Annotated in this window: 23 protein-coding genes, 2 other RNA genes and 2 riboswitches; of the genes, 21 read left to right on the forward strand and 4 right to left on the reverse strand. The window is 35.2% G+C overall.

Going from position 1 to position 24,819, the window contains the following annotated elements; genetic code table 11:
- Positions 1 to 152 precede the first annotated feature (152 nt).
- The 5 genes from NHG49_RS07950 (at position 153) to NHG49_RS07970 (ending at position 5,748) form a co-directional block, all read left to right on the forward strand.
- Positions 153 to 1,292: a THUMP domain-containing class I SAM-dependent RNA methyltransferase gene (locus tag NHG49_RS07950; RefSeq protein WP_064476600.1), complete on the forward strand. Its 1,140-nt coding sequence runs from the start codon at positions 153 to 155 to the stop codon at positions 1,290 to 1,292.
- 61 nt (positions 1,293 to 1,353) lie between these two features.
- Positions 1,354 to 1,536: a DUF3921 domain-containing protein gene (locus NHG49_RS07955; protein ID WP_000376887.1), complete on the forward strand. Its 183-nt coding sequence runs from the start codon at positions 1,354 to 1,356 to the stop codon at positions 1,534 to 1,536.
- 138 nt (positions 1,537 to 1,674) lie between these two features.
- Positions 1,675 to 3,612, forward strand: a complete 1,938-nt coding sequence (locus NHG49_RS07960) for an ATP-dependent DNA helicase (RefSeq protein ID WP_000493718.1) — start codon at positions 1,675 to 1,677, stop codon at positions 3,610 to 3,612.
- 100 nt (positions 3,613 to 3,712) lie between these two features.
- Positions 3,713 to 5,230 carry a carboxypeptidase gene (gene ypwA / locus NHG49_RS07965; protein ID WP_064476599.1) on the forward strand — a complete coding sequence of 506 codons (1,518 nt, stop codon included), beginning with the start codon at positions 3,713 to 3,715 and terminating at the stop codon, positions 5,228 to 5,230.
- A gap of 47 nt (positions 5,231 to 5,277) precedes the next feature.
- The gene (locus tag NHG49_RS07970; RefSeq protein WP_064476598.1) at positions 5,278 to 5,748 is read left to right on the forward strand and encodes a GNAT family N-acetyltransferase; all 471 of its coding nucleotides are present in this window, start codon (positions 5,278 to 5,280) and stop codon (positions 5,746 to 5,748) included.
- Positions 5,749 to 5,790: 42 nt separating this feature from the next.
- Here the strand turns inward: NHG49_RS07970 and mphL are convergent, their stop codons facing one another.
- Positions 5,791 to 6,687 (reverse strand): macrolide 2'-phosphotransferase MphL, encoded by an 897-nt coding sequence (mphL, locus tag NHG49_RS07975; protein WP_088048411.1) that lies wholly within the window; start codon positions 6,685 to 6,687, stop codon positions 5,791 to 5,793.
- Between the two features lie 607 nt (positions 6,688 to 7,294).
- Between mphL and NHG49_RS07980 the strand changes: the two genes are divergently transcribed.
- The 4 genes from NHG49_RS07980 (at position 7,295) to NHG49_RS07995 (ending at position 11,408) form a co-directional block, all read left to right on the forward strand.
- A complete protein-coding gene (locus NHG49_RS07980) occupies positions 7,295 to 8,041 on the forward strand; it encodes a type I methionyl aminopeptidase (RefSeq protein WP_088048412.1) in 747 nt (248 codons plus the stop codon).
- A 116-nt stretch (positions 8,042 to 8,157) separates the two neighbouring features.
- Positions 8,158 to 8,259: riboswitch (purine riboswitch) on the forward strand.
- A 106-nt stretch (positions 8,260 to 8,365) separates the two neighbouring features.
- Positions 8,366 to 8,959: a xanthine phosphoribosyltransferase gene (locus tag NHG49_RS07985; protein ID WP_064476595.1), complete on the forward strand. Its 594-nt coding sequence runs from the start codon at positions 8,366 to 8,368 to the stop codon at positions 8,957 to 8,959.
- A gap of 3 nt (positions 8,960 to 8,962) precedes the next feature.
- Positions 8,963 to 10,285, forward strand: a complete 1,323-nt coding sequence (gene pbuX / locus NHG49_RS07990) for a xanthine permease PbuX (protein WP_222660650.1) — start codon at positions 8,963 to 8,965, stop codon at positions 10,283 to 10,285.
- Between the two features lie 424 nt (positions 10,286 to 10,709).
- Positions 10,710 to 11,408: a YwqG family protein gene (locus NHG49_RS07995; protein WP_064476593.1), complete on the forward strand. Its 699-nt coding sequence runs from the start codon at positions 10,710 to 10,712 to the stop codon at positions 11,406 to 11,408.
- A 178-nt stretch (positions 11,409 to 11,586) separates the two neighbouring features.
- Here NHG49_RS07995 and NHG49_RS08000 read toward each other — a convergent pair whose 3' ends face one another.
- Positions 11,587 to 12,750, reverse strand: coding sequence for a DUF418 domain-containing protein (locus NHG49_RS08000; protein ID WP_064476592.1), 1,164 nt, complete (start codon positions 12,748 to 12,750; stop codon positions 11,587 to 11,589).
- Positions 12,751 to 13,298: 548 nt separating this feature from the next.
- Here NHG49_RS08000 and NHG49_RS08005 point away from each other — a divergent pair.
- Positions 13,299 to 16,958, forward strand: a complete 3,660-nt coding sequence (locus NHG49_RS08005; protein ID WP_258125681.1) for a dynamin family protein — start codon at positions 13,299 to 13,301, stop codon at positions 16,956 to 16,958.
- Between the two features lie 3 nt (positions 16,959 to 16,961).
- Here the strand turns inward: NHG49_RS08005 and NHG49_RS08010 are convergent, their stop codons facing one another.
- Positions 16,962 to 17,216 (reverse strand): DUF3931 domain-containing protein, encoded by a 255-nt coding sequence (locus tag NHG49_RS08010; RefSeq protein WP_000369740.1) that lies wholly within the window; start codon positions 17,214 to 17,216, stop codon positions 16,962 to 16,964.
- Between the two features lie 72 nt (positions 17,217 to 17,288).
- On the opposite strand from NHG49_RS08010, the gene NHG49_RS08015 reads away from it, so the two are divergent.
- The 5 genes from NHG49_RS08015 to ssrS (NHG49_RS08035) all read left to right on the forward strand — a co-directional run bounded on the left by NHG49_RS08015 (position 17,289) and on the right by ssrS (NHG49_RS08035) (position 19,390).
- A complete protein-coding gene (locus NHG49_RS08015) occupies positions 17,289 to 17,756 on the forward strand; it encodes a GNAT family N-acetyltransferase (RefSeq protein WP_048561317.1) in 468 nt (155 codons plus the stop codon).
- Positions 17,757 to 17,777: 21 nt separating this feature from the next.
- Positions 17,778 to 18,050 carry a YpbS family protein gene (locus NHG49_RS08020; protein WP_000451806.1) on the forward strand — a complete coding sequence of 91 codons (273 nt, stop codon included), beginning with the start codon at positions 17,778 to 17,780 and terminating at the stop codon, positions 18,048 to 18,050.
- Positions 18,051 to 18,052: 2 nt separating this feature from the next.
- Positions 18,053 to 18,886, forward strand: coding sequence for a sulfurtransferase (locus tag NHG49_RS08025; RefSeq protein ID WP_064476590.1), 834 nt, complete (start codon positions 18,053 to 18,055; stop codon positions 18,884 to 18,886).
- Positions 18,887 to 19,002: 116 nt separating this feature from the next.
- A non-coding RNA gene (gene ssrS / locus NHG49_RS08030) (6S RNA) lies at positions 19,003 to 19,185 on the forward strand.
- A 21-nt stretch (positions 19,186 to 19,206) separates the two neighbouring features.
- Positions 19,207 to 19,390, forward strand: a non-coding RNA gene (gene ssrS, locus NHG49_RS08035) — 6S RNA.
- 54 nt (positions 19,391 to 19,444) lie between these two features.
- On the opposite strand, the gene NHG49_RS08040 is transcribed toward ssrS (NHG49_RS08035), so the two are convergent.
- Positions 19,445 to 19,894, reverse strand: a complete 450-nt coding sequence (locus NHG49_RS08040; RefSeq protein ID WP_001235541.1) for a hypothetical protein — start codon at positions 19,892 to 19,894, stop codon at positions 19,445 to 19,447.
- An 83-nt stretch (positions 19,895 to 19,977) separates the two neighbouring features.
- Between NHG49_RS08040 and NHG49_RS08045 the strand changes: the two genes are divergently transcribed.
- From NHG49_RS08045 to NHG49_RS08070, 6 genes are all read left to right on the forward strand, one after another.
- Positions 19,978 to 20,289: a hypothetical protein gene (locus NHG49_RS08045; RefSeq protein WP_258125684.1), complete on the forward strand. Its 312-nt coding sequence runs from the start codon at positions 19,978 to 19,980 to the stop codon at positions 20,287 to 20,289.
- Positions 20,290 to 20,292: 3 nt separating this feature from the next.
- On the forward strand, positions 20,293 to 21,528 hold the full coding sequence (locus NHG49_RS08050) for a glutathionylspermidine synthase family protein (RefSeq protein ID WP_258125687.1): 1,236 nt from the start codon (positions 20,293 to 20,295) through the stop codon (positions 21,526 to 21,528).
- A complete protein-coding gene (locus NHG49_RS08055; protein WP_048561313.1) occupies positions 21,525 to 21,911 on the forward strand; it encodes a DUF350 domain-containing protein in 387 nt (128 codons plus the stop codon). Before NHG49_RS08050 ends, NHG49_RS08055 begins: the two co-directional genes overlap by 4 nt.
- Positions 21,912 to 22,036: 125 nt before the next feature.
- Positions 22,037 to 22,202, forward strand: a riboswitch (M-box (ykoK) riboswitch).
- Between the two features lie 342 nt (positions 22,203 to 22,544).
- Positions 22,545 to 23,270 carry a P-type ATPase actuator domain-containing protein gene (locus NHG49_RS08060; RefSeq protein WP_000964966.1) on the forward strand — a complete coding sequence of 242 codons (726 nt, stop codon included), beginning with the start codon at positions 22,545 to 22,547 and terminating at the stop codon, positions 23,268 to 23,270.
- Positions 23,271 to 23,401: 131 nt separating this feature from the next.
- Complete coding sequence (locus NHG49_RS08065; protein WP_064476586.1) at positions 23,402 to 24,268, forward strand: 5'-3' exonuclease; 867 nt, start codon at positions 23,402 to 23,404, stop codon at positions 24,266 to 24,268.
- 360 nt (positions 24,269 to 24,628) lie between these two features.
- Complete coding sequence (locus tag NHG49_RS08070) at positions 24,629 to 24,769, forward strand: FbpB family small basic protein (protein ID WP_046955196.1); 141 nt, start codon at positions 24,629 to 24,631, stop codon at positions 24,767 to 24,769.
- Positions 24,770 to 24,819: the final 50 nt, after the last annotated feature.

Genomic DNA, 24,819 nt, shown 5'->3' on the forward strand with positions numbered 1-24,819 from the left:
GCTCTCCTTTGTTAGAGGAGGGCTTTTTATTTGTATGAAGTTATAAATTATGAGTTAAAATGGTTAATGAGAAAATTCTTCGTAAAATGTAATGATTAATAGGACAAATTGCTATTAATTATTGTTTAACTATACATAAGAGGTGAATGCAAATGGGAAAAGTTACTTTAATTGCAACAGCGGCAATGGGTATTGAATCGTTAGTTGCCCGAGAAGTTCGTGATCTTGGTTATGAATGCCAAGTGGAAAACAGCAAAGTAACATTTGAAGCAGATGAAAAGGCGATTTGTCGCACGAACTTATGGTTACGTACTGCGGACCGTGTGAAAATTAAAGTTGGCGAATTCAAAGCGACAACATTTGATGAGCTGTTTGAAAAAACGAAAGCATTAAACTGGGGAGATTATATTCCAGAGAACGGAGAGTTCCCTGTAATTGGTAAATCGTTAAAATCTGAGTTGTTCAGTGTTTCAGATTGCCAACGTATCGTTAAAAAAGCTGTCGTTGAAAAATTAAAAACAACATATAAACGTACAACTTGGTTTGAAGAAGATGGTCCGTTATTCCGTATTGAGATCGCAATGCTCAAGGATATTGCAACATTAACAATTGATGCAAGTGGTGTTGGACTTCATAAACGTGGATACCGTATGGATCAAGGGGAAGCTCCATTAAAAGAAACATTGGCTGCGTCTTTAATTAAGTTAACAAACTGGAAGCCGGATCGTCCTTTCGTGGATCCTTTCTGTGGATCAGGTACAATTCCGATTGAAGCAGCATTAATTGGACAAAATATTGCACCAGGATTTAACCGTGGCTTCGCATCAGATGCGTGGGGCTGGGTTGGTAAACAAAACTGGCGTGAAGCTCGTCAAGAAGCTGAAGATTTAGCGAATTATAATCAACCACTACAAATCATTGGGTCAGATATCGATCATCGTATGATCCGAGTTGCTCAAGACAACGCTGAAGAAGTAGGTTTAGGTGATTTAATTACATTTAAACAAATGCAAGTAAAAGATTTCACGACAAAAGAGGATTATGGATATGTTGTAACGAATCCTCCATACGGAGAACGTTTAAGTGAAAAAGCACTCGTTGAACAATTGTACAAAGAAATGGGACAAGTATTCCGCCCATTAGACACATGGTCAGCGTATGTATTAACAAGCTACGAAGCATTTGAAAAGTGTTATGGAAAAGATGCATCGAAGAAACGTAAACTATTTAATGGATTTATCCGTACAGATTACTACCAATACTTCGGAAAACGTCCACCGCGTAATTCATAGTATAAAACTCCTCCAGCGCGCATATACTGGCTATTATGTAATGCGTAAAGGAGGACGTGATATGGATAGTTTCCAATTATCAATGATTCAAAAAGCTATTCATCGTACGTATGATGAGATCGGGAAAGAAGTGGATAGCCAAGGTGCGATTGTAGATGAAATACAAAAAGCACAAGAAGAATATTTGTCAGCTCTTTCACACGAAACAGCGATTGATAAACGATATTTAAAGTCATTAATATAGAAAAAAATTTTCCTTTTTCGAAAGGAAAATTTTTTTTCGTGTATTTCTATGTATGGCAACAGGGGAAAGTGGCTGCACACATATGAGTAGCAGTTGCTATATCTTTTTATAGAAAAACTTTTTGGTTGGAGGCTAAGGATGTTTACTGAGAAGAGATTACCATTTGAAGTAGGGAAACAAGATAATTTTTATGATAAGTTGAATGAATGGATTGGAGATGTGTTTTACGATATCCTTCCGGAAAAAGGCTTTGAAGAGCGTGATGAACAAATTTTTATGGCGTTTCAATTAGAGCGTGCTTTCCAAGAAAAGAAAGTAATGTTCGCAGAAGCGGGTGTAGGAACAGGGAAAACAATTGTATATCTTCTATATGCAATTTGCTATGCGCGTTATACTGGAAAACCAGCTATTATCGCTTGTGCTGATGAAACGTTAATTGAGCAGCTTGTGAAAGAAGAAGGGGACATTGCTAAGTTATCTGAAGCATTAGGACTATCTGTTGATGTTAGACTTGCGAAATCAATGGATAATTATTTATGTTTACGTAAACTTGAAGATGTTATGAGTGGACGAGCTCCAGAAGTAATTGAAGATGTATACTACGAATTACCACAGTTTGTATTCGATCATGGTACGATGCAAAACTTTACCCACTACGGTGACAGAAAAGAATTTCCACTTTTAAATGATGAGGAATGGTCAAAAGTAAATTGGGATTACTTCCAAGATTGCTTCACTTGTGATTCTCGTCATCGTTGTGGTCAAACTCTTTCTCGTGAACATTATCGTAAAGCGGCAGATTTAATTATTTGTTCTCAAGATTTCTACATGGATCATATTTGGACGTACGATGCTCGTAAGCGTGAAGGGCAAATTCCGTTATTACCTGAAAGTAGCTGCGTTGTATTCGATGAAGGACATCTTGTAGAATATGCAGCTCAAAAAGCTTTAACATATCGTTTAAAGCAAACGATGATGGAGCAACTTTTAACAAGATTGTTGCAAAACGATATTCGTGAAGAGTTTGCGCATTTAGTAGAAGAAACAATTTGGCAAACAGAGCGATTCTTTGATGTGTTACAAGAAAATAAAAAGGAAATCGCCGGTTCTGATCGTTTAGAAATTACTGTGACAGAAAAAGTAACAGCTGAAGCGAATAGACTTTATGCGAAAATTGGTGAAGTCGGTGATGCATTAGTATTTGAAAGTGAAATGCATACAGTAAACACGTATGATTTAAATATCGTTGATGAACATTTAGATGTATTAGAACATTCACTTCGTCTGTTCATGCACGAGAAAAATGTAATTACATGGGGTGAAGAAGGTGATGGAGCCTTCACGTTAGTGATTATGCCACGTGCAGTTGAAGAAGTATTACAAGAGAAAGTATTCTCGAAGAAAATCCCGTATATTTTCTCTTCTGCTACATTATCTAACAACGATTCATTCGCATTTACAGCAAATAGCCTAGGGGTAAAAGATTACTTATCATTCTCAGTTGCCTCACCGTTTGATTATGAGGAGCAAATGGCAGTAAACTTACTATCGCATACGAAAGAAAATGAATGGGAAAGAAAGTGTCAATATACACTTGAAAATATACAGAAAACAAATGGACGTACACTTGTATTATTCCGTACAACACAAGAACTTGCAGCGTTTAAAGAATATGTAAGTAAAGAACAAATGTCCGTTCCGTTCCTATATGAAGGGGATCAAGAAATTAGTCAGCTCGTTTCTCGTTTCCAAAATGAAGAAGAGACTGTACTTTGTGCTGTTCATTTATGGGAAGGTTTAGATATTCCTGGTTCATCATTATCGCATGTTATTATTTGGTCATTACCATTCCCTCCAAACGATCCTGTGTTTGAAGCGAAGCGTAAACATGTAAATGATCCATTCTGGGATGTAGATGTACCGTATATGATTTTACGTCTTCGTCAAGGGATTGGACGTTTAATTCGTACGAGCGACGATAAAGGTGCTATATCAATCTTCTTATCTGATACAGAAGATGAGAAAGTGATAGAAGCGGTGAAAAACGTACTACCAGTAGAAGGTAAAGAATTATAAGGAGAAAGCTTGGCACTTGCCAAGCTTTTTTTCTATTATAAAAGGGATTTAGAGTTCCATGTCGAATTAAGTTTGAGGTAGAAAAGGGAGGTTTTATACGATGACAGTAGCTACATATGAAGTAGAAAAACAATTTTTAACATATGTGAAGAAGATACAGAATTATGAGGAAGCATTAAGCTTAATGTTTTGGGACTTAAGAACAGGTGCGCCTAAAAAAGGTGTAGACCAGCGTTCAGAAGTAATTGGTATGCTTTCATCAGAAGTGTTTGTCATGTCGACTTCAGATGAGATGGGAAATTATTTAACAGAGCTTGAAGCTTTAATAAGTGAAGATAAACTTTCTGAAACGACGAAGAAAATGGTTGAAGAGTGTCGTAAAGAATATGATAGAAATAAGAAAATTCCACAAGCGGAATACGAGGCGTATGTGAAATTAGAAGCGAAAGCGGAAAGTGTGTGGGAAGAAGCTCGGGAAAAATCTGATTTCGAAATGTTCCGTCCTTATTTAGAACAAATAGTTGAATTTAAAAAGAAATTCATTACATATTGGGGTTACGAAACATATAAATATAATACATTATTAGATATGTATGAGCCAGGTATTACAGTAGAAGTGTTAGATCACGTATTTGGTCAACTTCGTGAGCGTATCGTTCCGCTCGTAAAAGAAATATCGGAGTCACAAAAGAGATTAAAGACAAGTGCTTTATCAGAATATTTTTCAAAAGAAAAACAAAAGAACTTTACATTAGAGTTATTAAAGCAATTGAATTATGACTTTGAAGCAGGTCGTCTTGATGAAACGGTACATCCATTTGAGATTACATTAAATAGAGGGGACGTTCGTATTACAACACGCTATGATGAAAAAGATTTCCGTATGGCAGTGTTTGGAACAATTCATGAATGTGGCCATGCTGTATATGAACAAAATATTGCAGAGAAATTCGAAGGTACACCGCTATGTAGTGGAACTTCTATGGGTATTCATGAGTCGCAATCATTATTCTTTGAGAACTTTATCGGTCGTAATAAATCATTCTGGAAGAAAAATTATGATTTATTAAAAGAGTATAGCGATGGTCAATTCAATGATATATCAGTAGATGAGTTTTATGATGCGATTAACGAATCGAAGCCATCGTTCATTCGTATAGAAGCAGATGAGCTTACATATCCGCTTCACGTCATGGTTCGTTATGAACTTGAGAAAGAATTATTTGATGGCACATTACAAGTGAAGGATTTGCCGGAGGCTTGGAATGATAAGATGGAAGCATATTTAGGAATTCGTCCGGAAAACAATGCACAAGGTGTATTGCAAGATGTTCACTGGGCTGGTGGTTCATTTGGATACTTCCCATCTTATGCGCTTGGTTATATGTATGCAGCGCAATTTAAGCAAAGAATGTTAAAAGACATTCCGAACTTTGATGCATTATTAGAAGAAGGAAACGTAACACCAATTCGTGAATGGCTAACAGAAAATATTCACCAATACGGTAAAACGAAAAAGCCACTTGAAATTTTAGAAGATGTGACAGGTGAAGGATTAAATGCAAACTACTTAGCAGATTATTTAGAAGCGAAGTATAAAGAAATCTATGAGTTATAAAAAAGAGCTGCTTAATTGCAGCTCTTTTTTTCAAGGGGGATAGAAGAATGGCTTATACATATACAGTAATGACGCAAGAAGAAGCAGAAGAAATTGCATATAACTGGCATTATGAAGGGAGGTATTCCTTTTACGATATAGGTGCAGATGAAGAAGATTTAGCTGAGTTTTTACATGATGAGAGTAGAGGAGATCATACATTTTCTGTGAAGGAAAACGGCACTCTCATTGGTTTTTTTACTGTTTGTAAAATAAATGATGGAACGTTTGATATAGGTCTTGGAATGAGACCTGATATAACTGGAAATGGATTTGGTTTACAGTTCGTAAACGCTGGACTAGCTTTTAGTAAAGAAAAATATGGTTGCAAGTATATAACACTATCAGTAGCGACATGTAATGAGAGAGCGATTAAAGTGTATAAAAGAGCAGGATTTGAAGTTGTTGGAACGTTTATACAGAAAACAAATGGTAGTTGTTTTGAGTTTTTGAAAATGAATTATATATGTAAAAAATAACAAAAAAACAGAAGAGGGTTCTTCTGTTTTTTTGCAATTTCATTATCTTTCAGTTGCTAGCATGTGCACAGCTATTTCATGCATGTCTTTCAAACCTGAAACTTGAGCGTATTCAGCAACAGTAATACTACTCGTTGTTAGAAGTTCGATAATATGTTCATCCATTTTTGACCAAGTTTTACCGCCAGCGTTGTCATAAGAGTGAATTAACTTTGTTAGTCCATCCTTCCCAAAGAGTAGATAATGCGATGTGAAATCTATAGATACATCACCTATTCCTACTTCTGTCCAATCGATTAAGCCAGTTACTTTATTTTTATTATTAATCAGGATATGACCTGGATGGATATCCCCGTGCTTTACTCCTACGTGAGATGGCCAAAAAGAATCTTCAGCTAGCCATGCTTGCCAACGATCCCATAAGTCTTGATTAATATGGTATTGTTCCTTCACTCGATTCATCCTTTGTTTCATAGAAGTTCTTAATTCATTAGCAGTAAGAATTTCAACACCTGTATTATTAAATTTTTGTTGAGGTAATGAGTGTAAATTCGCTAGAACTTTTCCTAATGAAGTATGGTATTCAGTTGGTACATTCTTTTCGTTAAAGGTCCATATATAACCTTGTTGTTCTATATCAATAGTAGCGGCAGGAACGCCGCTTAGTTGTTTATAAGCAATTAGTTCCTCAGAAAATATAGACCAATCAGGAATTTGGAATTCTGCATGTTTTTTCATGATTTCTAATGCTTCTTTTTCACGTAGAGCATGTCTCATAGATTCTGGTCTACGAGGAATTCTTAGTATCCATTTATCCCCGTTTTGTTCTTTAACGTGTGCTACTTGAAAGTCAACGCCAGATTCATTGATTTCTATTGAATCTTCTAATATATTTAGGCCTTTCGTATTTGCTAATTGTTTCACTTTAAGTGTATTCATTTTTATTTCCTCCAAATGTTTATTCTAATTTCAATGTTTTCATGCGTTTTCTGTTACTTTTTGTCTCTAACTACATCAATATGCTTAAAGTAGCGAGATATAAGAAAATGTAATCATAAAAAAACCACAGACGGGCTTCTGTCTGTGGTTAAGAGTAAACGAGGATATAATGAATAAACGTCTCTCTTTGTATGAAAAAATATACGAAAAAAAGACAGATGTATATCTGCCTTTCTTCATGTGGAAAGTGTACTCTTCCGATGAAGATTATTAAAAATGTGCAGACTAATCCCGTTTACTCTGCTTTATGAAAACAGAGCCTTTGAACATATTAAATTACTTAGTGTTCAAAGGTTGCTGACGTAGTCTTCCTGCATGCATCATCTTTAACAATCCTCCTTTTAATAGTATAGTAACAATATACTTTGTTTATAAATAAACATCAATAAAAAATACTAGATGTAATATTTTAAAAAACGAATTAAATAAAAATTTATATTCGGAAAATAGAAGAAATGATGTTTGCTTTTATAATTGGAAGTTTTGGAAGAGGATGTGTATGATTGAACTTTAGTAGCAAATAGCAGGTTTAGCAAGGAGAGATAGAATGATTACAATTAAAACGAAAAATGAAATAGATTTGATGCATGAATCTGGGAAATTACTTGCTTCATGTCATAGGGAAATTGCCCAAATGATGAAACCAGGTATTACGACAAAAGAAATTGATACGTTTGTTGAAGCATATTTAGAAAAGCATGGTGCAACATCTGAACAGAAAGGTTACAACGGGTATCCATATGCGATATGCGCATCTGTAAACGATGAAATGTGTCATGGGTTTCCGGCGGATGTTCCTTTAACTGAGGGTGATATTGTAACAATTGACATGGTAGTAAACTTAAATGGTGGTCTTTCAGATTCTGCTTGGACGTATAGAGTTGGAAATGTTTCTGAAGAAGCAGAAATGTTATTGGTAGTAGCTGAGAATGCATTGTATAAAGGAATTGATCAGGCGATAATCGGTAATCATGTAGGAGATATTGGCTATGCGATTGAAAGTTATGTAGCAAATAAAGGTTTTTCTGTCGCAAGAGACTTTACGGGACATGGAATAGGTAAAGAGATTCATGAAGAACCAGCAATTTTTCATTTTGGGAAACAAGGACAAGGGCCTGAACTACAAGAAGGAATGGTAATTACAATTGAGCCTATTGTCAATGTAGGTATGCGATATTCGAAAGTAGATTTAAATGGATGGGCTGCAAGAACGATGGACGGGAAATTATCAGCGCAATATGAGCATACAATTGCGATTACAAAAGATGGGCCAATCATTTTAACGACACTTTGAAATAATATGTAAGAGTTTACAAAACTCGAACGAAAATGATGTTTTTATAAAATTTGTACGTGTTTTATTAAGAAATGCTTTTCAAAGTATAAAAAGTGCGTTATAATCCATCTATAAAATAAATAGTTAGCTACACTCATATAATCGCGGGGATATGGCCTGCAAGTTTCTACCGAAGTACCGTAAATACTTTGACTATGAGTGAGGACGAATATATTTGCTTGTTTAGCATTCTTTTTTGCGAAACTCCAAAAGCGCGTCTCTCACTTGTAACGAGTGGTGGCGGCTTTTGGAGTTTTTTATTGCATAAGAGGGGGAACAAACATGAAAGTATTACAAGAAAAGATTTTGAACGAAGGAAAGGTTTTATCTGGTGACGTATTAAAGGTAGATGCCTTTTTAAATCATCAAATTGACCCAGTACTTATGCAAGAGATCGGAAAAGAATTTGCTAAACGTTTTAAAGAAGAGAACATTACAAAAATCGTGACGATTGAATCTTCAGGCATTGCACCAGCGGTTATGGCTGCATTAGAGCTTGGTGTAAAAGTAATCTTTGCAAGAAAACGTAAATCGTTAACGTTACAAGATAATATGTACGTTGCAAACGTACATTCATTTACGAAACAAGAAACGAATGAAATTTCATTATCTCGAAATCATATCGATGAAAATGATCGTGTTTTAATTATTGATGACTTTTTAGCAAACGGTCAGGCTGCTTTAGGTTTAATGAGTTTAGTAGAGCAAGCTGGAGCAAGTATTGCAGGAATTGGTATTGTTATTGAAAAAGCATTTCAAGATGGAGGAAAGAAGCTTCGTGAACAAGGAGTTCGTGTTGAGTCACTAGCAGAAATTGCATCACTTGATAACGGCACAGTTACATTTGTACAGCAAGAAACTGCGGAGGTGAAATAAACGATGAAGCAACATCCATTTAAAATCGCATCGCTTGGTATGCAGCATATGCTTGCTATGTATGCTGGAGCAATTATTGTTCCGCTTATTGTGGGCGGCGGACTTGGTTTAAATCAAAAAGAGTTAACATACTTAGTCTCAATTGATTTATTAATGTGTGGCGTTGCGACAATTTTACAAGCATTATCAAATCGCTTTTTCGGTATTGGACTTCCAGTTGTACTTGGTTGTACATTTACAGCGGTTGGGCCAATGATTGCAATCGGGAAACAATACGGCGTGTCTTCTATTTATGGAGCAATTATTGCTGCCGGGTTATTCGTTGTTATTTTTGCGAAATTATTTGGAAAGCTTGTAAAACTGTTTCCACCTGTCGTAACAGGATCTGTCGTTACTATAATTGGAGTTACACTTGTTCCAGCAGCAATTAATGATATGGCTGGAGGAGTAGGAAGTAAGGATTTTGGTAGTCTTGAAAATTTAGCGTTAGCATTTGGTGTATTACTATTTATCATCATTATGTATCGTTTCTTTGACGGATTTATTCGTTCAATCTCTATTTTACTTGGTCTATTGTTCGGTACAATTGTTGCAGCATTTATGGGGAAAGTAAGTTTGCAAGCGGTTGGAGAAGCGGATTGGTTCCATGGTATTCAGCCGTTTTACTTCGGTACACCAACGTTTGAATTGACGCCAATCATTACGATGATCTTAGTTGCTTGCGTAGGAATTGTAGAAGCAACAGGTGTTTACTTTGCATTATCTGATATTTGCAATAAAAAGATCGGTGAAAAAGAATTAACAAAAGGGTATCGTGCAGAAGGATTAGCGATGGTGTTAGGCGGTATTTTCAACGCGTTCCCATATACAACATACTCTCAAAACGTAGGACTTGTTCAATTAACTGGAGTAAGAAATCGCGTTATTATTTATACTTGTGGTGGTATGTTAATTGTTCTTGGATTCATTCCTAAAATCGCAGCTATTACAACTATTATCCCGAAATCAGTACTTGGCGGTGCAATGTTAGCGATGTTCGGTATGGTAATGGCATATGGTATTAAAATGTTAAGTAGCGTTGATTTTGGTAAACAAGAAAACTTATTAATCGTTGCATGTTCTGTAGGAATTGGGCTTGGGGTTACAGTTGTTCCTACATTATTCTCACAACTTCCTGAAAACATTCGTATTTTAACAGATAACGGAATTGTACTTGGAAGTGCGTCAGCAGTACTTTTAAATATCGTATTTAATATGGTGCCGCAGCGTAAAGTGAAAGTAAAAGAAGAGGCAGTGTCTATGCAAAGTGCAGTAAGGGAAGCGTAAAAAGTAAGTAGACACAATACGAATTGTATGTAATTAAGCCTATCTCATTTGAGATAGGTTTTTAATTTGTAGTGATGTTTAAAATACCAATCAAATTGAACCCATCGTTTTTATTACTGAGCTAGTTTAATAAGTTTATAATGTCTCAATTTCCAGATCTACTTTTAATTCTAAAGCTTCATTACTACAGGAGTTTTACCTGATGATGCAAAACGGTGCAACTTTATTCAAAAAGGTATGTTTTTTATAAACAGTACAAATTTGTTTTAAATCGACAGTAAAACTAGAAAAAGACCCTTGAAATTGCTGCTTAACAACAGCTTTCAAAAGGGACGTTATAACAAAAAATGTACATTATTGTTAGAATATAATTATCCGTTAAAATAAGGAGAAACCAAAATATATATTTAGGAGGAGAAATATTTTGGAAATAGATCAAATAAAGAATATCTTAAGAAAAAGAGCAACTATCTTTCAAACAGGCGGAAAAAGACCTGATTCATCTATAAATGAAAGTTGGATTGGAAAGATTCCCTATTCATTCCCAAATGAAACTTGCCCAATCGACCGTTATCAAGACAAAATGTATGCGATTATGATGCTTAATTTAACACAAATACCTTTTGTTCCAGAAGCAGTAAAAGATATGAAAGTCATTGCAGTATTTCTTTCTCCAAACTTTGCTAAAGATTTGTCCAATTTATCAGGAAATTTTTGTGTTAGAGAATATGATTCTTTAGAGGAACTAGTACCGAATGAAATGTCACTTACGTTTCCAAATCTAAAACCTTTTCCCTTAATACCAAGATTAGTAGCTGATGAGTTTCCACAATGGGATACGGAAGATTTCCCTAACAACGTGCAAGATAGAATTATTGAACTTGAAAACACAATTGAGATTGACTACTACGAGGACATTTTTGAAGAAAATCATTACATACACAAATTAGGAGGCTATGCTTGCTTTGCACAATCAGGTATCCAATGGCCTGCGGATTATGAATTTATTTTTCAAATAACAGACGATCCCAAAGCCCATTTAAAGATTATTCATGGCGGTGGAATTTATTTTGCTAAAAATAGTAAAACAAATGATTGGATCGCACATTGTGATTTCTTATAGGAATATAAAGTGACGTTCTCTCATGTTATTTTTTCTCTAGTCCCTTTTAATATTTCTCCAGTTACATTGTGCCCCCTTACATCAATTAAAATGGTTTATTTAGTGCTACTTCAAATGTTGCAACTAGAACAACCGATGCAAAGTGCAGTAAGAGAAGCATAAAAAAAGAAAGGTCTCGTTATGAGACCTTTCTTTTCTTTTTAAGTGGCATCATTTTCCCGTACGTACCAAGACGCCAAATGTACTCAAGTGGCCCGTATTGATAACGTGATAGCCACCAGCGGCTAATAAAGATTTGTAACGTATAGAAACTAATGCAAAATAGAGGACCTACCCATAATGGAGCAAGATAATCATTTTTGAACAATAGTCCGAATACAAGTAACGTAACAATTGTATGCGAGATGTAATTTGTTAACGCCATTCGACCAACATATTGGAATGGTCGTAATAATGTTTGCCATTTTTCTTTCTGTAATAAACGCATAAGCGTGAAAATGTAGAAGATGAATAATGTTTTTCCGCTAAACATTGTAAAGCCTTGCATATAAATTGGTTCATAAGATGGTTTTGATAAGAAATAGCGGACCATGAGGAACCACATTGGCAACGTTAAAATGAACATAATAATTTGCCATTTTTTAAGCTTTGGATCTAACTCTTTCGTACGGCGGAAAATATCCTTTTTACCGGCATATAAACCAAGTAAAAATAGCCCAACTGTTTCTGGGAGCATGAATGCGTTTAGTCCAATTCCATCAGCATAAAATGCATGGAAACGATTTTGTATTTGTGACACCCAGTCTTCAAGTGGCATGATTGGTAAGGATAACCCAAGTTCATCTTTTGGCATGAAGGCAATACCAATACTAGCAATTAGCATAAGAAATTGAAAAATACTTAATAAAGCGATTGCCCATATTAAAATGGTACGAGGTTCTCTCTTATAAAATAAAAATAAGAAAAATCCAGCGATTGCATAAGTATGTAAAATGTCTCCGTCCCATAAAAGAACGTAGTGTAAGAAACCAAATAATAATAAAATAAGTAAGCGACGAACAAATAAAGTTTTTGGTCGATCTGTTTTCGCTTCAGCACGAGTCATAAAAATGTAAAAGCCTAGGCCGAATAAAAACGAAAAGATGGTATAAAACTTTGTTTGAATAAACATATCGTAAAACAGACGGATATAGCTATCTAGCCCCTCATAAATTCCTGAAAGATCACGTGAGTCAATTCCAGCGATAACAGGCCAGTTAACAAGAAAAATACCTAGTACAGCTATTCCTCTAATAATATCGATGGAGTGTATCCTCTCGCTTTGTGAAATATTTTGTGTCATTATTTTCCTCCTTGTTAAGTAATTCCCTTTTATTATACAAAATGTAAAGAGGAGGGTATATAGGTAATTTCCAATTTTTAAAACTGTTAAGATGTGTATTATGAGATATAATAAGAGTGCACAACAAGTTTTAACCTTCTTCAAAACAGGCAGTAAAGCTCCTTCTTATAAGGGGCTTTCTTTATGAAAAGTGTTGATAATGATTCTCTTTAATGATAAAATGTATTCAAAAGTGATAATCATTATCAAAAAGGTTGGTGCATGAGTATGGTATACGCATTAGTAGCAGGTACAGTCGCTGTATATGCAGTTATTGCAAAGTATGTTTTAAATGGAGTAGGAACAGCAAAATGAGTGATATGACATAAAATCCCTTTCATCTGTAAAAAGAATGAAAGGGATTTTTTATTTTTAATGAGAATATGCTGAAAATTTAGTATGATAGTAAAGTGAAACTGTAATCGATGAGGGGATGTATCTCCTGATGATTATGAGCTCGCAAATAGCGGGAAAAAGTATATACATCTTGGATAAAGGGGAACAAGGGGATGACAAACATAGTACAGACAAACGGTATGAAAAAACTTGTTTGTTTTTATGAAGAGTGGCAAAAACACGGCGATGCAGAGAATAGTGTAAAGTTGTTTGAGGTGATTCAAAAATATAAACAAGAACAGCTTATGATAGCGTTCTGCGGTCACTTCTCTGCAGGGAAATCAACGATGATGAATCATCTATATAAAGCGCAGTTGTTACCAACAAGTCCAATTCCGACAAGCGCTAACGTTGTCAAAATTGAAAAAGGAATGGATCGTGTTGTTGTAACAGTTAAATCTGGAGAACAGTACGAATATGATGGTGCATATTCAGCGGAAGAATTAAAACAAATTTGTAAAGACGGTGATGAGGTAATTGGTGTTCATATTTATCGGAATGATGCGCCAATTCCTGAGGGTGTTATGTTAGTTGATACACCAGGGATTGATTCAACAGATGATGCCCATCAATTAGCGACAGAATCAACGCTGCATCTAGCAGACGTAATTTTTTATATGATGGATTATAATCACGTCCAATCGGAAGTGAATTTGCAATTTGTTAAAGAATTGAAACAACGTAATAAAACGGTTTATCTAGTTGTAAATCAAATAGATAAACATAAAGAAAATGAATTATCGTTTGAGGATTATAAAGATAGTGTAAAACAATCGTTCTCTAACTGGGATATTGAAGTAGATGGAGTGTATTATACTTCATTGCGAATGATGAACCATACACATAATGAAATTGGGAGCTTAGAAACATTAATTACTTCTATTATGAAAGAAAAAGTGCAGTATGTAAGAGATGGAATGGAGCGAGAAACAGAATATTTAATGGGGGAACATTTCTCGTTTATTCTTTCAGAAAATGAAAAAGCTCTTTTGAAATATGAGGAAGAGCTAGCATCGCCGCTTTCTATTTCAGAGATAGTTGAAAAGAAAGAAGAGCTAACGGAAAATAAACAATGCGAGGCTAGTAAAGAATCTCATGTGAGAAACGAATTTATAAAAGGCTTACAAGCTATATTAGATAACGCGTATTTAATGCCATTTGAAATGAGAGAATTGGCAAATGTGTATTTAGAAACGAAATTAACAAAATTTAAGGTCGGTTTGCTGTTTGCGAAAGGAAAGACGGAGCAAGAAAAACAGAGACGTTTAGATGCTTTTTATTCTGCTTTGCAAAAGACTGTTGAAACGCAACTTGATTTTCATGTGAAAGAATTTATTGTTGCCTTCTTAAAAGAAGAAGGATTGTTCACAGAGGAAATTGGGAAAGACATATATGCTTTAGAAATTGCTTTTGGACCAGAAATGTTAGCTGAAGTCATTAAACAAGGTGCAGGTTTCACAGGGGATTACTTACTTCTTTATACAGCGGATGTAGCGAATGAACTGAAGAAACGTTATTTTACAAAAGCGCAGCAAATTTTTGATAAAAGTGCAGTCGTTTTAAAGCAAAAGGTGAAGGAAGCAGTTGCACGCATTGAAGAAGAGATTGAAAAATATACGATGTTGCAAACGGCAAAAGAAACGCAATTGCAATACAGTAACAATTTAGAGACATATGAAAGTTATTTGCAAAATGTTTGGCACGAGCGTGTTGCTACACCAGAAGGCTTGCAAATAGAGGAGATATTGCAAAGTAAAACACAAATTGTTAGTGAGAAATTCACACTACAAGAGCAGGAAAGCGTAAACGATCACGTAATGGCTCGTGAGGAAGAGATAAAAGGAACGGCAGCTTTAAATATTCAGCGTATATTAGAGAAAGTGAAGAAAGCTGAAACGATATTAGAGCCATTGCCAGCGCTGAAACATGTACAGCAAGAGGTAATAGAAAAAAGGCGTCGTGTGGAAACGAAACAATTTACAGTAGCGTTATTCGGAGCTTTTAGTGCTGGGAAATCATCATTTGCTAATGCACTGCTTGGTGGGAATGTACTTCCTGTATCACCAAATCCGACGACGGCAACGATTAATCAAATTTTGCCGGTTACAGAGGAAAAACCACACGGAACAGTAATGGTTCAATTCAAATCAAAGCAAGCTCTATTAGAAGATATGAAAGCTGTTTATAAGTTGTTTCATTATGAGATTACTACGTTAGATGAAGCGTTAGCACAAATTGATAAAGTTATGAAATATCCTTCACCAACTGGGAAGCAAAAAACAACATTTAGCTTTTTACGAGCGGTACAAAAAGGGTATGATACGGTTTCTGCTCATTTAGGCGAGCAGGTACAAGTTACATTAGAAGAGTTTTCTGATTATGTAGCGAATGAAGAAAAATCATGTTTTGTTGAGTACATGGAGCTTTATTATGATTGTGCTTTAACAAGGCAAGGAGTAGCGCTTGTAGACACACCTGGAGCGGATTCTATTAACGCCCGCCATACGGACGTTGCGTTCCAGTATATTAAAAACGCAGATGCTATTTTATTTGTAACGTATTATAATCATGTGTTCTCTCGTGCTGACCGTGAATTCTTAATCCAGCTTGGTCGTGTAAAGGATACTTTTGCACTTGATAAAATGTTCTTTTTAATAAATGCGGCCGATTTAGCAGAGTCTGAAGAAGAACTTGAAATGGTAAAAGGTTATATCGCAGACCAGCTACTGCAATACGGTATTAGAAGTCCGCGTTTATTTGCAATTTCAAGTTTATGTGCACTTGAAGAGAAGCAAGGAAAGAATATTGAAAAAGAGAAGTACGGTATTTTACAAAACTCTGGGATTGTTAAGTTCGAGGAATCATTTACATCCTTTATGATGAGAGATTTAATGCTCGTATCTGTTCATGCTTTATATGGTACATTGCAAGGAGCAGATCAGCTTTTAGTAAATATGATAAACGGTGCAAAGCAGGGGAATGAAGAGAAAGAGAAGCAAACGAAAAAATATGAAGCAGAGCGTGATCAGCTACTTCATATTATTTCATCATATAGTGTGCTCGCTGAAGAGCAGGCGATGCAAAATGAAGTGAAAGAATTGCTTTATTACGTGCAACAGCGTCTATTCCTACGCTATAACGATGTGTTTACTGAATTTATTAATCCAGCATCGCTGCGAACGGATGGGAATGTGAAAGTGCAGTTGCAACAGTGCGTTATGGAATTAGTAGCATTTATTCAGCATGATTTATTACAAGAAATGCGTGCGACATCATTACGCCTTGAAAAATGGATAGATGAAGCGATGAAGCGTGCAAAGAATGAAATTGTGGTGAACTGTAAAGTAGAAAATGAATCAATTTCTATGAGTGGAACAGTGGATTATAAATATAAAGATATTGCACATAAAGAACCTTTCCCTTCAGTTGAAATAAAAGATTTCAAAAAAGCACTAGCGCATTTTAAAAATGAAAAAAGCTTTTTTGAAAAGAATGATAAAGCTTTCATGCAAGAAGAGGCTAAAGTTGTATTAGAGCCCTTCGTATCAAACTATGTAGCTGATGAAAAAGATTTATTTGTTCATCATTATAAGCAAGAGTGGGATTTGAAATGGAACTTATTCCAAAAAGTGATGCAGCAAGATGTGATGAATTATTATGAAAGTGTATTATTTGCATTGGCTGAAACAATTGATGTATCACTATATGAACAAAGTAAAGAACAGTTGCAAAAGCAGTTAGTAGAGATTGAAAAAGAAATTTATGTGATATAGTCGTTATGAGAAAAAGATTCGTTCGATTTTCTTTTGCAATACTGTATCTAAAGATTTGACAAACCCAGCAAATTCATCTGTAGAAATCATATGAGTAAGAACGAGGCGTCGGCCGTCTGGTGTTTCACCGCATAAGACGAATGAAGAAAATTCATATGTTTTGTTTTCTACTACTAATTTTGGGTAGGAATACGTGTCGCTTTTCTTCTTCTTTCCATCAATAGAGATGACGTTGCATTTTTTCTCATTGTTGTCCATGGTGAATCCCTCCTTTCTATTATTTATGGTAGACAAGGAGGGTTTAGAACAATAGAGAAAGGGGAGTTTTTTATGTGTGTAGTAATAGAGTATATTTCGAAAGAAGCTATACCGAAACCTTTACTATTGCTTGCTGATCCAAGTGAGCAGCAAATTGATGCATATGTACAAAGAGGGTTAACATATGTAGCTAAGCAAGAGGAGAGAGTTGTCGGTGTATATGTTCTTTTGGAAACAAGGCCGAAGACGATGGAAATTATGAATATTGCAGTTGTAGAGCATTTGCAAGGAAAAGGGATTGGAAAGCAGCTATTAAGTCATGCCGTAGAAACTGCTAAAGGATATGGTATGTCAAAACTTGAAGTTGGTACAGGCAATTCTAGTGTTTCACAACTTGCTTTATATCAAAAATGTGGATTTCGTATTTTTTCTATTGATTTTGATTACTTTTCAAAGCATTATGAAGAAGAGATTATTGAAAATGGGATTGTATGTCGTGATATGATTCGGCTTGCAATGGAATTGAATAAGAACGTATAACTTATTTAGGGGGAAGAGAAGATGGAAGTACATAAAGCAATTACAGCACATTCTCGTAAACAAAATGAAAGTGTAAAAGCATGTTTACAATTAGATGCGCAGCGTGAAGCAGCTATTGAAGCAGCCGTATCTCTTGCGTCAAAGGGGAAAGAATTTTCGGTTGATATCATTAATGTTGTAACAAAGCAAATTAATGATCTTGCAAAAAATGGTGTTACACTGCAACGTAAATTTGTTACGGAAGAAATGGTTATGGAGTATGTAAGTCGTTTGCAAGAGAAAGAAGGTCGTTAAAGATGATAGTTACAGTCGAATGGTTACGTGAGCATATAGAGGATGAGAATGTCCGTATAATCGATTGTCGTTTTGATTTAGCGAATCCTAATTGGGGTAGAGAAAAGTATGAGGAAGAACATATTCTTCATGCGTTATATTTTGATTTAAATTTAGATTTATCAAGTCCTGTAACAGAACATGGTGGTCGCCATCCATTGCCGAATATTGAGGAGTTTGCAGACAAGCTTTCACAAGCTGGTATTGGTGAACATACGACAGTAATTGCATATGACAGTCAAGCGGGTGCAAATGCTTCTCGTCTCTGGTGGTTATTAAACTATGTAGGACATGAGAAAGTATATATATTAGATGGTGGATTTCCAGCTTGGAAAGAGAATGGACTACCGATAACAAAGGAAATTCCTGTTGCTATACGAAAAACATTCAAAGCAAATGTACAAGATCATATGCTTGTAACGATGGAAACGGTGAGAGAGAATATTCATGCAGGTGCAGATGTTACGTTAATTGATTCTAGAGAGCCAAAACGTTATGCTGGTGTAGAGGAACTAGTTGATCCAAAAGCAGGACATATTCCGACAGCAGTAAACTATTTTTGGAAGGATGGAATTGTACAATCAGGACAATTTAAGAATGAAGCTGGGCAACAAGAACGATTCCGAAATCTTTTGAAAGATAAGGAAACAATTGTATATTGTGGTTCTGGTGTTACAGCATGTCCAAATATCCTTGCATTGAAATTAGCTGGATTCCAAAATGTTAAATTGTATGCAGGTAGCTGGAGTGATTGGATTTCTTATCCAGAAAATCAAATTGCAAAAGAAGAAGATTAATCACTTGCATGCAAAAATAATTTGTATTAAAATAAGGTCACAAGCAAGAAATTGCTCGAAAAACTTTGTATTTTACACATTGGAAACAATGTGATAATATAACGACAAGTAAATAATACATCCTGCGGTGTACGTAACTTATTTATGTCTAAAACCGATGTTAGTTATACGGAAGCTCAATATTTAGCGACCATCATCAAGCCTTCCTTGTGGAGGAAGATGTACGGTAACTGTGAGGGCATCCACCTGCGAGTAGCGGGTTTTTGGACATTTACGAGGAGCGGCACGTGCGGGGGTCTTATTTCAACTAACATTATATAAAATTCCTACGGTGTACGTAGCTTATGCATGTCTTAAACCAATAAGTTTAATATGGAAGTTCAATATTTAAATGTAGCTAACAAGCCGTCTTTTTAAGAAGGAAGTTACAAACATTTGTGAGAGCATCCACCTGTGAGAGCAGGTTTATGGACATCTAGAGAGAACGGCATATGTGGGGCTATATAAAAACCTTACGTTTTATACGTAAGGTTTTTTTGTTGCATAAATATATTTGTTTTATCTGGATTCACCTGTGAAGTTTCCATAATAAATATAGCACTTTCTATCTTCATCAATCTCTCTTGAATCTAAAGCGAACTCCATATGCATGCCGTCGCGCTGAATATATATAAGGTCTGAATGAAGAGATGGCAAAATTTCTTCATAGTTCCATACATCTTTCCGATCTATTATGCTAGAACTCGTTTCACTTAGTTCTCTAACCTCAAAACCGATGTGAGAGTATGTAGGATCTGAAGGGTCATTTGCAAACTCTTCTTTTTGAATATATATAACTGCTGTTCCGTCTGGATCTACTGAAGTTGCAGTAACAACATATGTCTTGTTATCTTTTATAAAATATTCACACGTCATGCGTGCGATGATTTCAGAATTAGAAATATTTGCGTAGTTCCATAAAGCAGGATACCTTTTCGTTTCATCATTAAGTCGATATTCTAAGCGCATTTTATCCCTCTTCTTCCTTTTTCTTCTACTTTATCATGCTATCTTATATAATAGGAATAGAATTTAAAAAGGGGAGTGCGAAGGTGACGAAAACGAAATGGCTAGTAGGTGGTGTCGTAACGTCTTTAATGACTGGCACCTTATTTGGCTGCGAGCAAGATCTTCCCCCAAAACCGAATGATAATAGTTGTTCAGATTGGGATTGGGATGATGAACTTGGGGTATGGCAGTGTGATGATAGTAGGTCAGGTTATCGTGGGCATTATTTTTATGGTGGGAGTTACTATCAAAATAAATCCACTTTTAAATATTCATCGGCGTTTAAATCTTATCAATCGTCTGCGGAATTTAAAGGTGGAATTGGAAGCGGTTCAAAGGGAGGATTTGGGGGCTAACATATGTCGCAATACATAAGGGATCGAAAAGAATTTTACTCGAAATATCCGAATTTTTGGTCGGATTTATATGAATGTGAGTATAGTTTGTTTCATGTTTTTTTTATAACAAATCAGACTATGAAACAATTGCAATTAGCAACTGAACGAATGGGGAAGATATTTTTTAAGACTGCTAAACTTTTGCGGAATTTAAGTGACGAACAGCTTCTTGAACTTGGGTATCCTCCTGCAAGCTTATCGTTTATTAGAATGAAAGGATTATATCCTGAATCTGTTATTTCACGATTTGATTTCGTTTTAACAAATGATAACCAAATTAAAATGCTTGAGTTTAATAGTGATACACCAACTTTTATTATGGAATGCTTTCAAATGAATGGAAAAGTTTGTGGAAAACTAGGCTATGATGATCCAAACTTGGGGCAAGAACGATTACTATCTTCTGGTGTTACAAAGGCTGTAATGGAAGCGACAAAGGGAATAGATAACCCAAATGTTGTTTTTACAGCACATCATGAACATATTGAGGATTGGAATACGACTATGTATTTGAGTCAGTTATGCCATGTTGAAAATAAAGTAGTGCCAATGTCAGAACTTAGAATTACAAAAGATGCTTTAGTGGATAGGGATGGAGTACAGATTGATATTTTATATCGCCAAACATATCCGATAGAAGATTTAATTGAGGATCAAGATCCTGAAACAGGAGACTTCGTAGGTGTGGAACTGTTGCAACTTGTAAAAGCCGGAAAGCTTTTTATAATAAATCCTTTGTCAGCATTTTTGCTTCAGCCAAAATCAATTCAGTGTCTTATTTGGGGGTTAGCAGAAGAAAAGGCCTTTTATACAAATGAGGAACAACAGTGGATTAAAGAATATATGTTACCTACATATTTAGAACCAGATTTATTTTTAGGAAAAGGCTCTTTCGTTCAAAAACCTTCATTTGGTAGAGAAGGAGACACAATTACCGTTCGCGATAAGGACGAAAATATTATGATTCAAAATGTACACCAAACGTATAAAGCGTCACTGCCGATATTTCAAAAGTATACAGAACTTCCAGTCGTATCTTTGGAAACAGAGAAAGGGATGGAGAAACTGTCGTATGTGTTTGGTTCGTTTTTAATTGCCGGAAAAGCGAGTAGTATCGGTATTCGCGCTGGGGAAAAAATTACGGGGAATGAATCGTACTATTTACCGGTAGGTATAAAAAAGGAGGAAAGTATATGATGAATTTTTTATTATATTTAGCAGTAACACTGGGCCTTTTATGTATTGGTCTGATCCTCATGGAAGTGACAACGAAAGTAAAAGAATTTAAGTTAATGGCCCAAGGAAATAAGGCGGTAAGCTATGTACTTGGAGGACGATTACTTGGGTTAGCTATTGTTTTATATTCGACAGCAGCTAATTCCATTTCACTTCTTGATATGGTTTCGTGGGGAGCCGTTGGGATTTTGGCTCAAATTATCGTCTTTTATTTAGCTGAGTGGCTTACACCACGCTTTAATATAAACAAAAGTCTTGAAGAAGATAATCAAGCAGTCGGTCTTTTTCTTATGTTTTTATCGCTTTCCATTGGGATTGTAATTGCTGGTTGTATAACTTATTAAAACCTTTACGTTTAGACGTAAAGGTTTTTATTTTATATACGTTAGTTCGCCATACCTTTCGAAAAAATTGTAGGCTACTGTTGACATCTATTTTAAATAAGAGTAACATTTTCTATGTAATAAAAATAAGTCTCTGTTAGGTGAGGCTCCTGTATAGAGAAATGCTACTGCCCAAAAATGTCGAGAGACGCCAATGGGTCAACAGGAATGATCGAATTAAGGTTTTTCTTAACGTAGCTGGTAATGTACCTATGCTATACAGTGCTAAAACTCGGCGAGGGAGAGGTCCGTAGATTTCTAATTGTTTAGGAATCGTTTATTTGTGTATGTCATGACCTTTACTCTTTTCGGAGTAAGGGTCTTTTTGTTACAAAGCTATGAGTAACTTCATAGTATAAACTATAAAATTAAACGAGGAGGTGAGGAGCATGTCAAATTCTGACTCGGTTCCGTTACCCATATACTTCAAATCAAAAATATATGATGTAGGCAGGAAACGACTTGTTCCTCCCTCTATATTTATCATAATGTAGCGTTTATATGCATGTTTAAGCGCTAGACACTGTTACGGTAAAGTGGATAAATTGAGAAACAAAGCGTTTCTTCCTATGTTGTACAGGAGGAGACGATAATATGTTATATGCAAACAAAACTGTGGGTAACACGTCATATAAATTAAGTAAAAAATCAATGAAAGAACAAACAATGCTTCAAAAAAATAAAGATTTATTAATTGAAATCGCAACGAGAGATGTAAAATCTGTATTTGCGTATTTTAAAACAACAAGAGACGGATTATCTATGAAAGAGGCACAAAAACGCATTCAAGTATACGGCCGTAACGAATTAATTTCAAAAAGAGCGCGTATTGCGGAAGTAATGATGAAGCTAAGTGGAATGATTCCAGGTTTTTCAAAACAACATGTGCGTGATGGGTTACAATGTGAGAAAATTACTGTGTCTCGAGTAGAATGTTCTAGTGTAACAGGTTTAAACGGTGAATTAAAAATGATGAATGTGCCAGTACAAGAACTTGTTCCTGGCGATATGATTTTTCTTTCAGAAGGTGATACAGTACCAGCAGATGTACGTATCATTTACGCGAATGATTTATTAGTAAATGAATCCGTGCTAACAGGAAAAGATGCAAGTATTGAGAAATTTGAAAGTTGCTATCACCTTGAGCGTAAACGATTTATTCCATTAAAACGAATGAAAGACTATAATCCACTTGAACTTGAAAACGTATGTTTCAAAGGGACTCATATTGTTGGCGGAAATGCAAAGGCTGTAGTTGTTTCGACTGGAAAAAATACGTATACAGGAATTCTTCATACTTGTTGTAGTAGAACGTCTTAATGTGTAAATGATGCTAAATATACAAAAACAATGTATAATAGACAAAGTTGAAAAAACGTAGAATGGTAATCTATTTATATAACCTTACGTGATGACGTGGGGTTATTATTTTTTTTGGTAGGAGAGGGATTATGAAAAAAGTATTATTAGTTGATGGTATGGCACTATTATTTCGTGCTTTTTACGCAACAAGTGTCTACGGACAATTTATGAAACGACAAGATGGTACCCCTACAAACGGGATTCATGGTTATATGAAACATTTATTAACAGCTATGCAAGCAATTGAACCGACACATATCGTAACATGCTGGGATATGGGTAGTACGACATTTAGAACAGAATCGTTCTCGAATTATAAAGCGAATCGTGTAGCGCCGCCTGAAGAATTAATTCCGCAATTTGATTTAGTTCAAGAAATGACTGCGAAATTGTCTATTCCAGTTATCGGTATGAAAGGGTATGAAGCGGATGATTGTATCGGCACGCTTGCAAAACAATACTGTAATGAAGCGGAAGTGTATATTTTAACAGGTGATACGGATTTACTTCAGCTTGTTGATAAGAACGTTACAGTAATGCTCTTGCGCAAAGGAATTGGAAATTACGAATATTACACACCAGAGAAAATCATGGAAGAAAAAGGCGTAGAGCCGTGGCAAATCGTGCATGCGAAAGCATTCATGGGAGATACGAGTGATAATTACCCAGGTGTAAAAGGTATCGGGGAAAAAACAGCTTATAAATTGATTCAAGAGCACGGAACAGTAGCAACTGTACTAGAAAATGTAGCAACATTAACGAAAGCGCAGCGTACAAAGATTGAAAGTGATTTAGAGAACTTAAATATTTCATTACAATTGGCACAAATTCATTGTGAAGTTCCAATTTCATGTTCATTAGAAGAAGGCTTACACACAATGGATGAAGAAAAACTTAGATTCGTTTGTGAAGAAATGAATTGGGGAAGACCAGAAATATTAATAAATATGCTATAAATAGTTTTGAAAGAGGGATGTTGTATAAGTCAAACTTTGACTTATACAACATCCCTCTTTTTGTTTTTACGAACAGTATCGTAGTAAATAAAATTATATCGAACTCAATTTTAAATATATAAATGTTTCGACAAAATATATGGATAGAAGTTGATGACAATAGCAACTTTTATAATGAAATGAAGCAATTTCAAAATGGTTTTAGGATGATCACATTTTTGCATGTTCACAAAGTTGTCAGAAAATAAATGAAATTTTCATATGAAGTTCAAATGGAATTCACAACAATCAATTATTATAAGGGCACACAGATAATTCCTTATCTTTTATATAAACCATCCCCCAAGGAGGACAATGGAAATGAGAAAAAAAGTGAGAAAATCTTTTAAACAATTATTAATTGAAAATAAACAATCACTATTAAATAATAAAGAAAATATGAAAGAAATTGAAGAGAGAATTGAGAAACGACATGTAGCATATAGTGGTGCCAATAATTAAATAAAATAAAAAAGATAGCCTTTAAAGGCTATCTTTTTTATTTTATATTG

This window comes from Bacillus sp. IBL03825 (genome assembly GCF_024712505.1).
Lineage (GTDB): Bacteria > Bacillota > Bacilli > Bacillales > Bacillaceae_G > Bacillus_A > Bacillus_A wiedmannii.

Excerpts from the sequence above, each read along its gene's own strand:
- NHG49_RS07950 (WP_064476600.1), top strand. The coding sequence starts at position 153 with ATGGGAAAAGTTACTTTAATTGCAACAGCGGCAATGGGTATTGAATCG.
- NHG49_RS07955 (WP_000376887.1), top strand. The coding sequence starts at position 1,354 with ATGGATAGTTTCCAATTATCAATGATTCAAAAAGCTATTCATCGTACG.
- NHG49_RS07960 (WP_000493718.1), top strand. The coding sequence starts at position 1,675 with ATGTTTACTGAGAAGAGATTACCATTTGAAGTAGGGAAACAAGATAAT.
- ypwA (WP_064476599.1), top strand. The coding sequence starts at position 3,713 with ATGACAGTAGCTACATATGAAGTAGAAAAACAATTTTTAACATATGTG.
- NHG49_RS07970 (WP_064476598.1), top strand. The coding sequence starts at position 5,278 with ATGGCTTATACATATACAGTAATGACGCAAGAAGAAGCAGAAGAAATT.
- mphL (WP_088048411.1), bottom strand. The coding sequence starts at position 6,687 with ATGAATACACTTAAAGTGAAACAATTAGCAAATACGAAAGGCCTAAAT.
- NHG49_RS07980 (WP_088048412.1), top strand. The coding sequence starts at position 7,295 with ATGATTACAATTAAAACGAAAAATGAAATAGATTTGATGCATGAATCT.
- NHG49_RS07985 (WP_064476595.1), top strand. The coding sequence starts at position 8,366 with ATGAAAGTATTACAAGAAAAGATTTTGAACGAAGGAAAGGTTTTATCT.
- pbuX (WP_222660650.1), top strand. The coding sequence starts at position 8,963 with ATGAAGCAACATCCATTTAAAATCGCATCGCTTGGTATGCAGCATATG.
- NHG49_RS08000 (WP_064476592.1), bottom strand. The coding sequence starts at position 12,750 with ATGACACAAAATATTTCACAAAGCGAGAGGATACACTCCATCGATATT.
- NHG49_RS08005 (WP_258125681.1), top strand. The coding sequence starts at position 13,299 with ATGACAAACATAGTACAGACAAACGGTATGAAAAAACTTGTTTGTTTT.
- NHG49_RS08010 (WP_000369740.1), bottom strand. The coding sequence starts at position 17,216 with ATGGACAACAATGAGAAAAAATGCAACGTCATCTCTATTGATGGAAAG.
- NHG49_RS08015 (WP_048561317.1), top strand. The coding sequence starts at position 17,289 with ATGTGTGTAGTAATAGAGTATATTTCGAAAGAAGCTATACCGAAACCT.
- NHG49_RS08020 (WP_000451806.1), top strand. The coding sequence starts at position 17,778 with ATGGAAGTACATAAAGCAATTACAGCACATTCTCGTAAACAAAATGAA.
- NHG49_RS08025 (WP_064476590.1), top strand. The coding sequence starts at position 18,053 with ATGATAGTTACAGTCGAATGGTTACGTGAGCATATAGAGGATGAGAAT.
- NHG49_RS08040 (WP_001235541.1), bottom strand. The coding sequence starts at position 19,894 with ATGCGCTTAGAATATCGACTTAATGATGAAACGAAAAGGTATCCTGCT.
- NHG49_RS08050 (WP_258125687.1), top strand. The coding sequence starts at position 20,293 with ATGTCGCAATACATAAGGGATCGAAAAGAATTTTACTCGAAATATCCG.
- NHG49_RS08055 (WP_048561313.1), top strand. The coding sequence starts at position 21,525 with ATGATGAATTTTTTATTATATTTAGCAGTAACACTGGGCCTTTTATGT.
- NHG49_RS08060 (WP_000964966.1), top strand. The coding sequence starts at position 22,545 with ATGTTATATGCAAACAAAACTGTGGGTAACACGTCATATAAATTAAGT.
- NHG49_RS08065 (WP_064476586.1), top strand. The coding sequence starts at position 23,402 with ATGAAAAAAGTATTATTAGTTGATGGTATGGCACTATTATTTCGTGCT.
- NHG49_RS08070 (WP_046955196.1), top strand. The coding sequence starts at position 24,629 with ATGAGAAAAAAAGTGAGAAAATCTTTTAAACAATTATTAATTGAAAAT.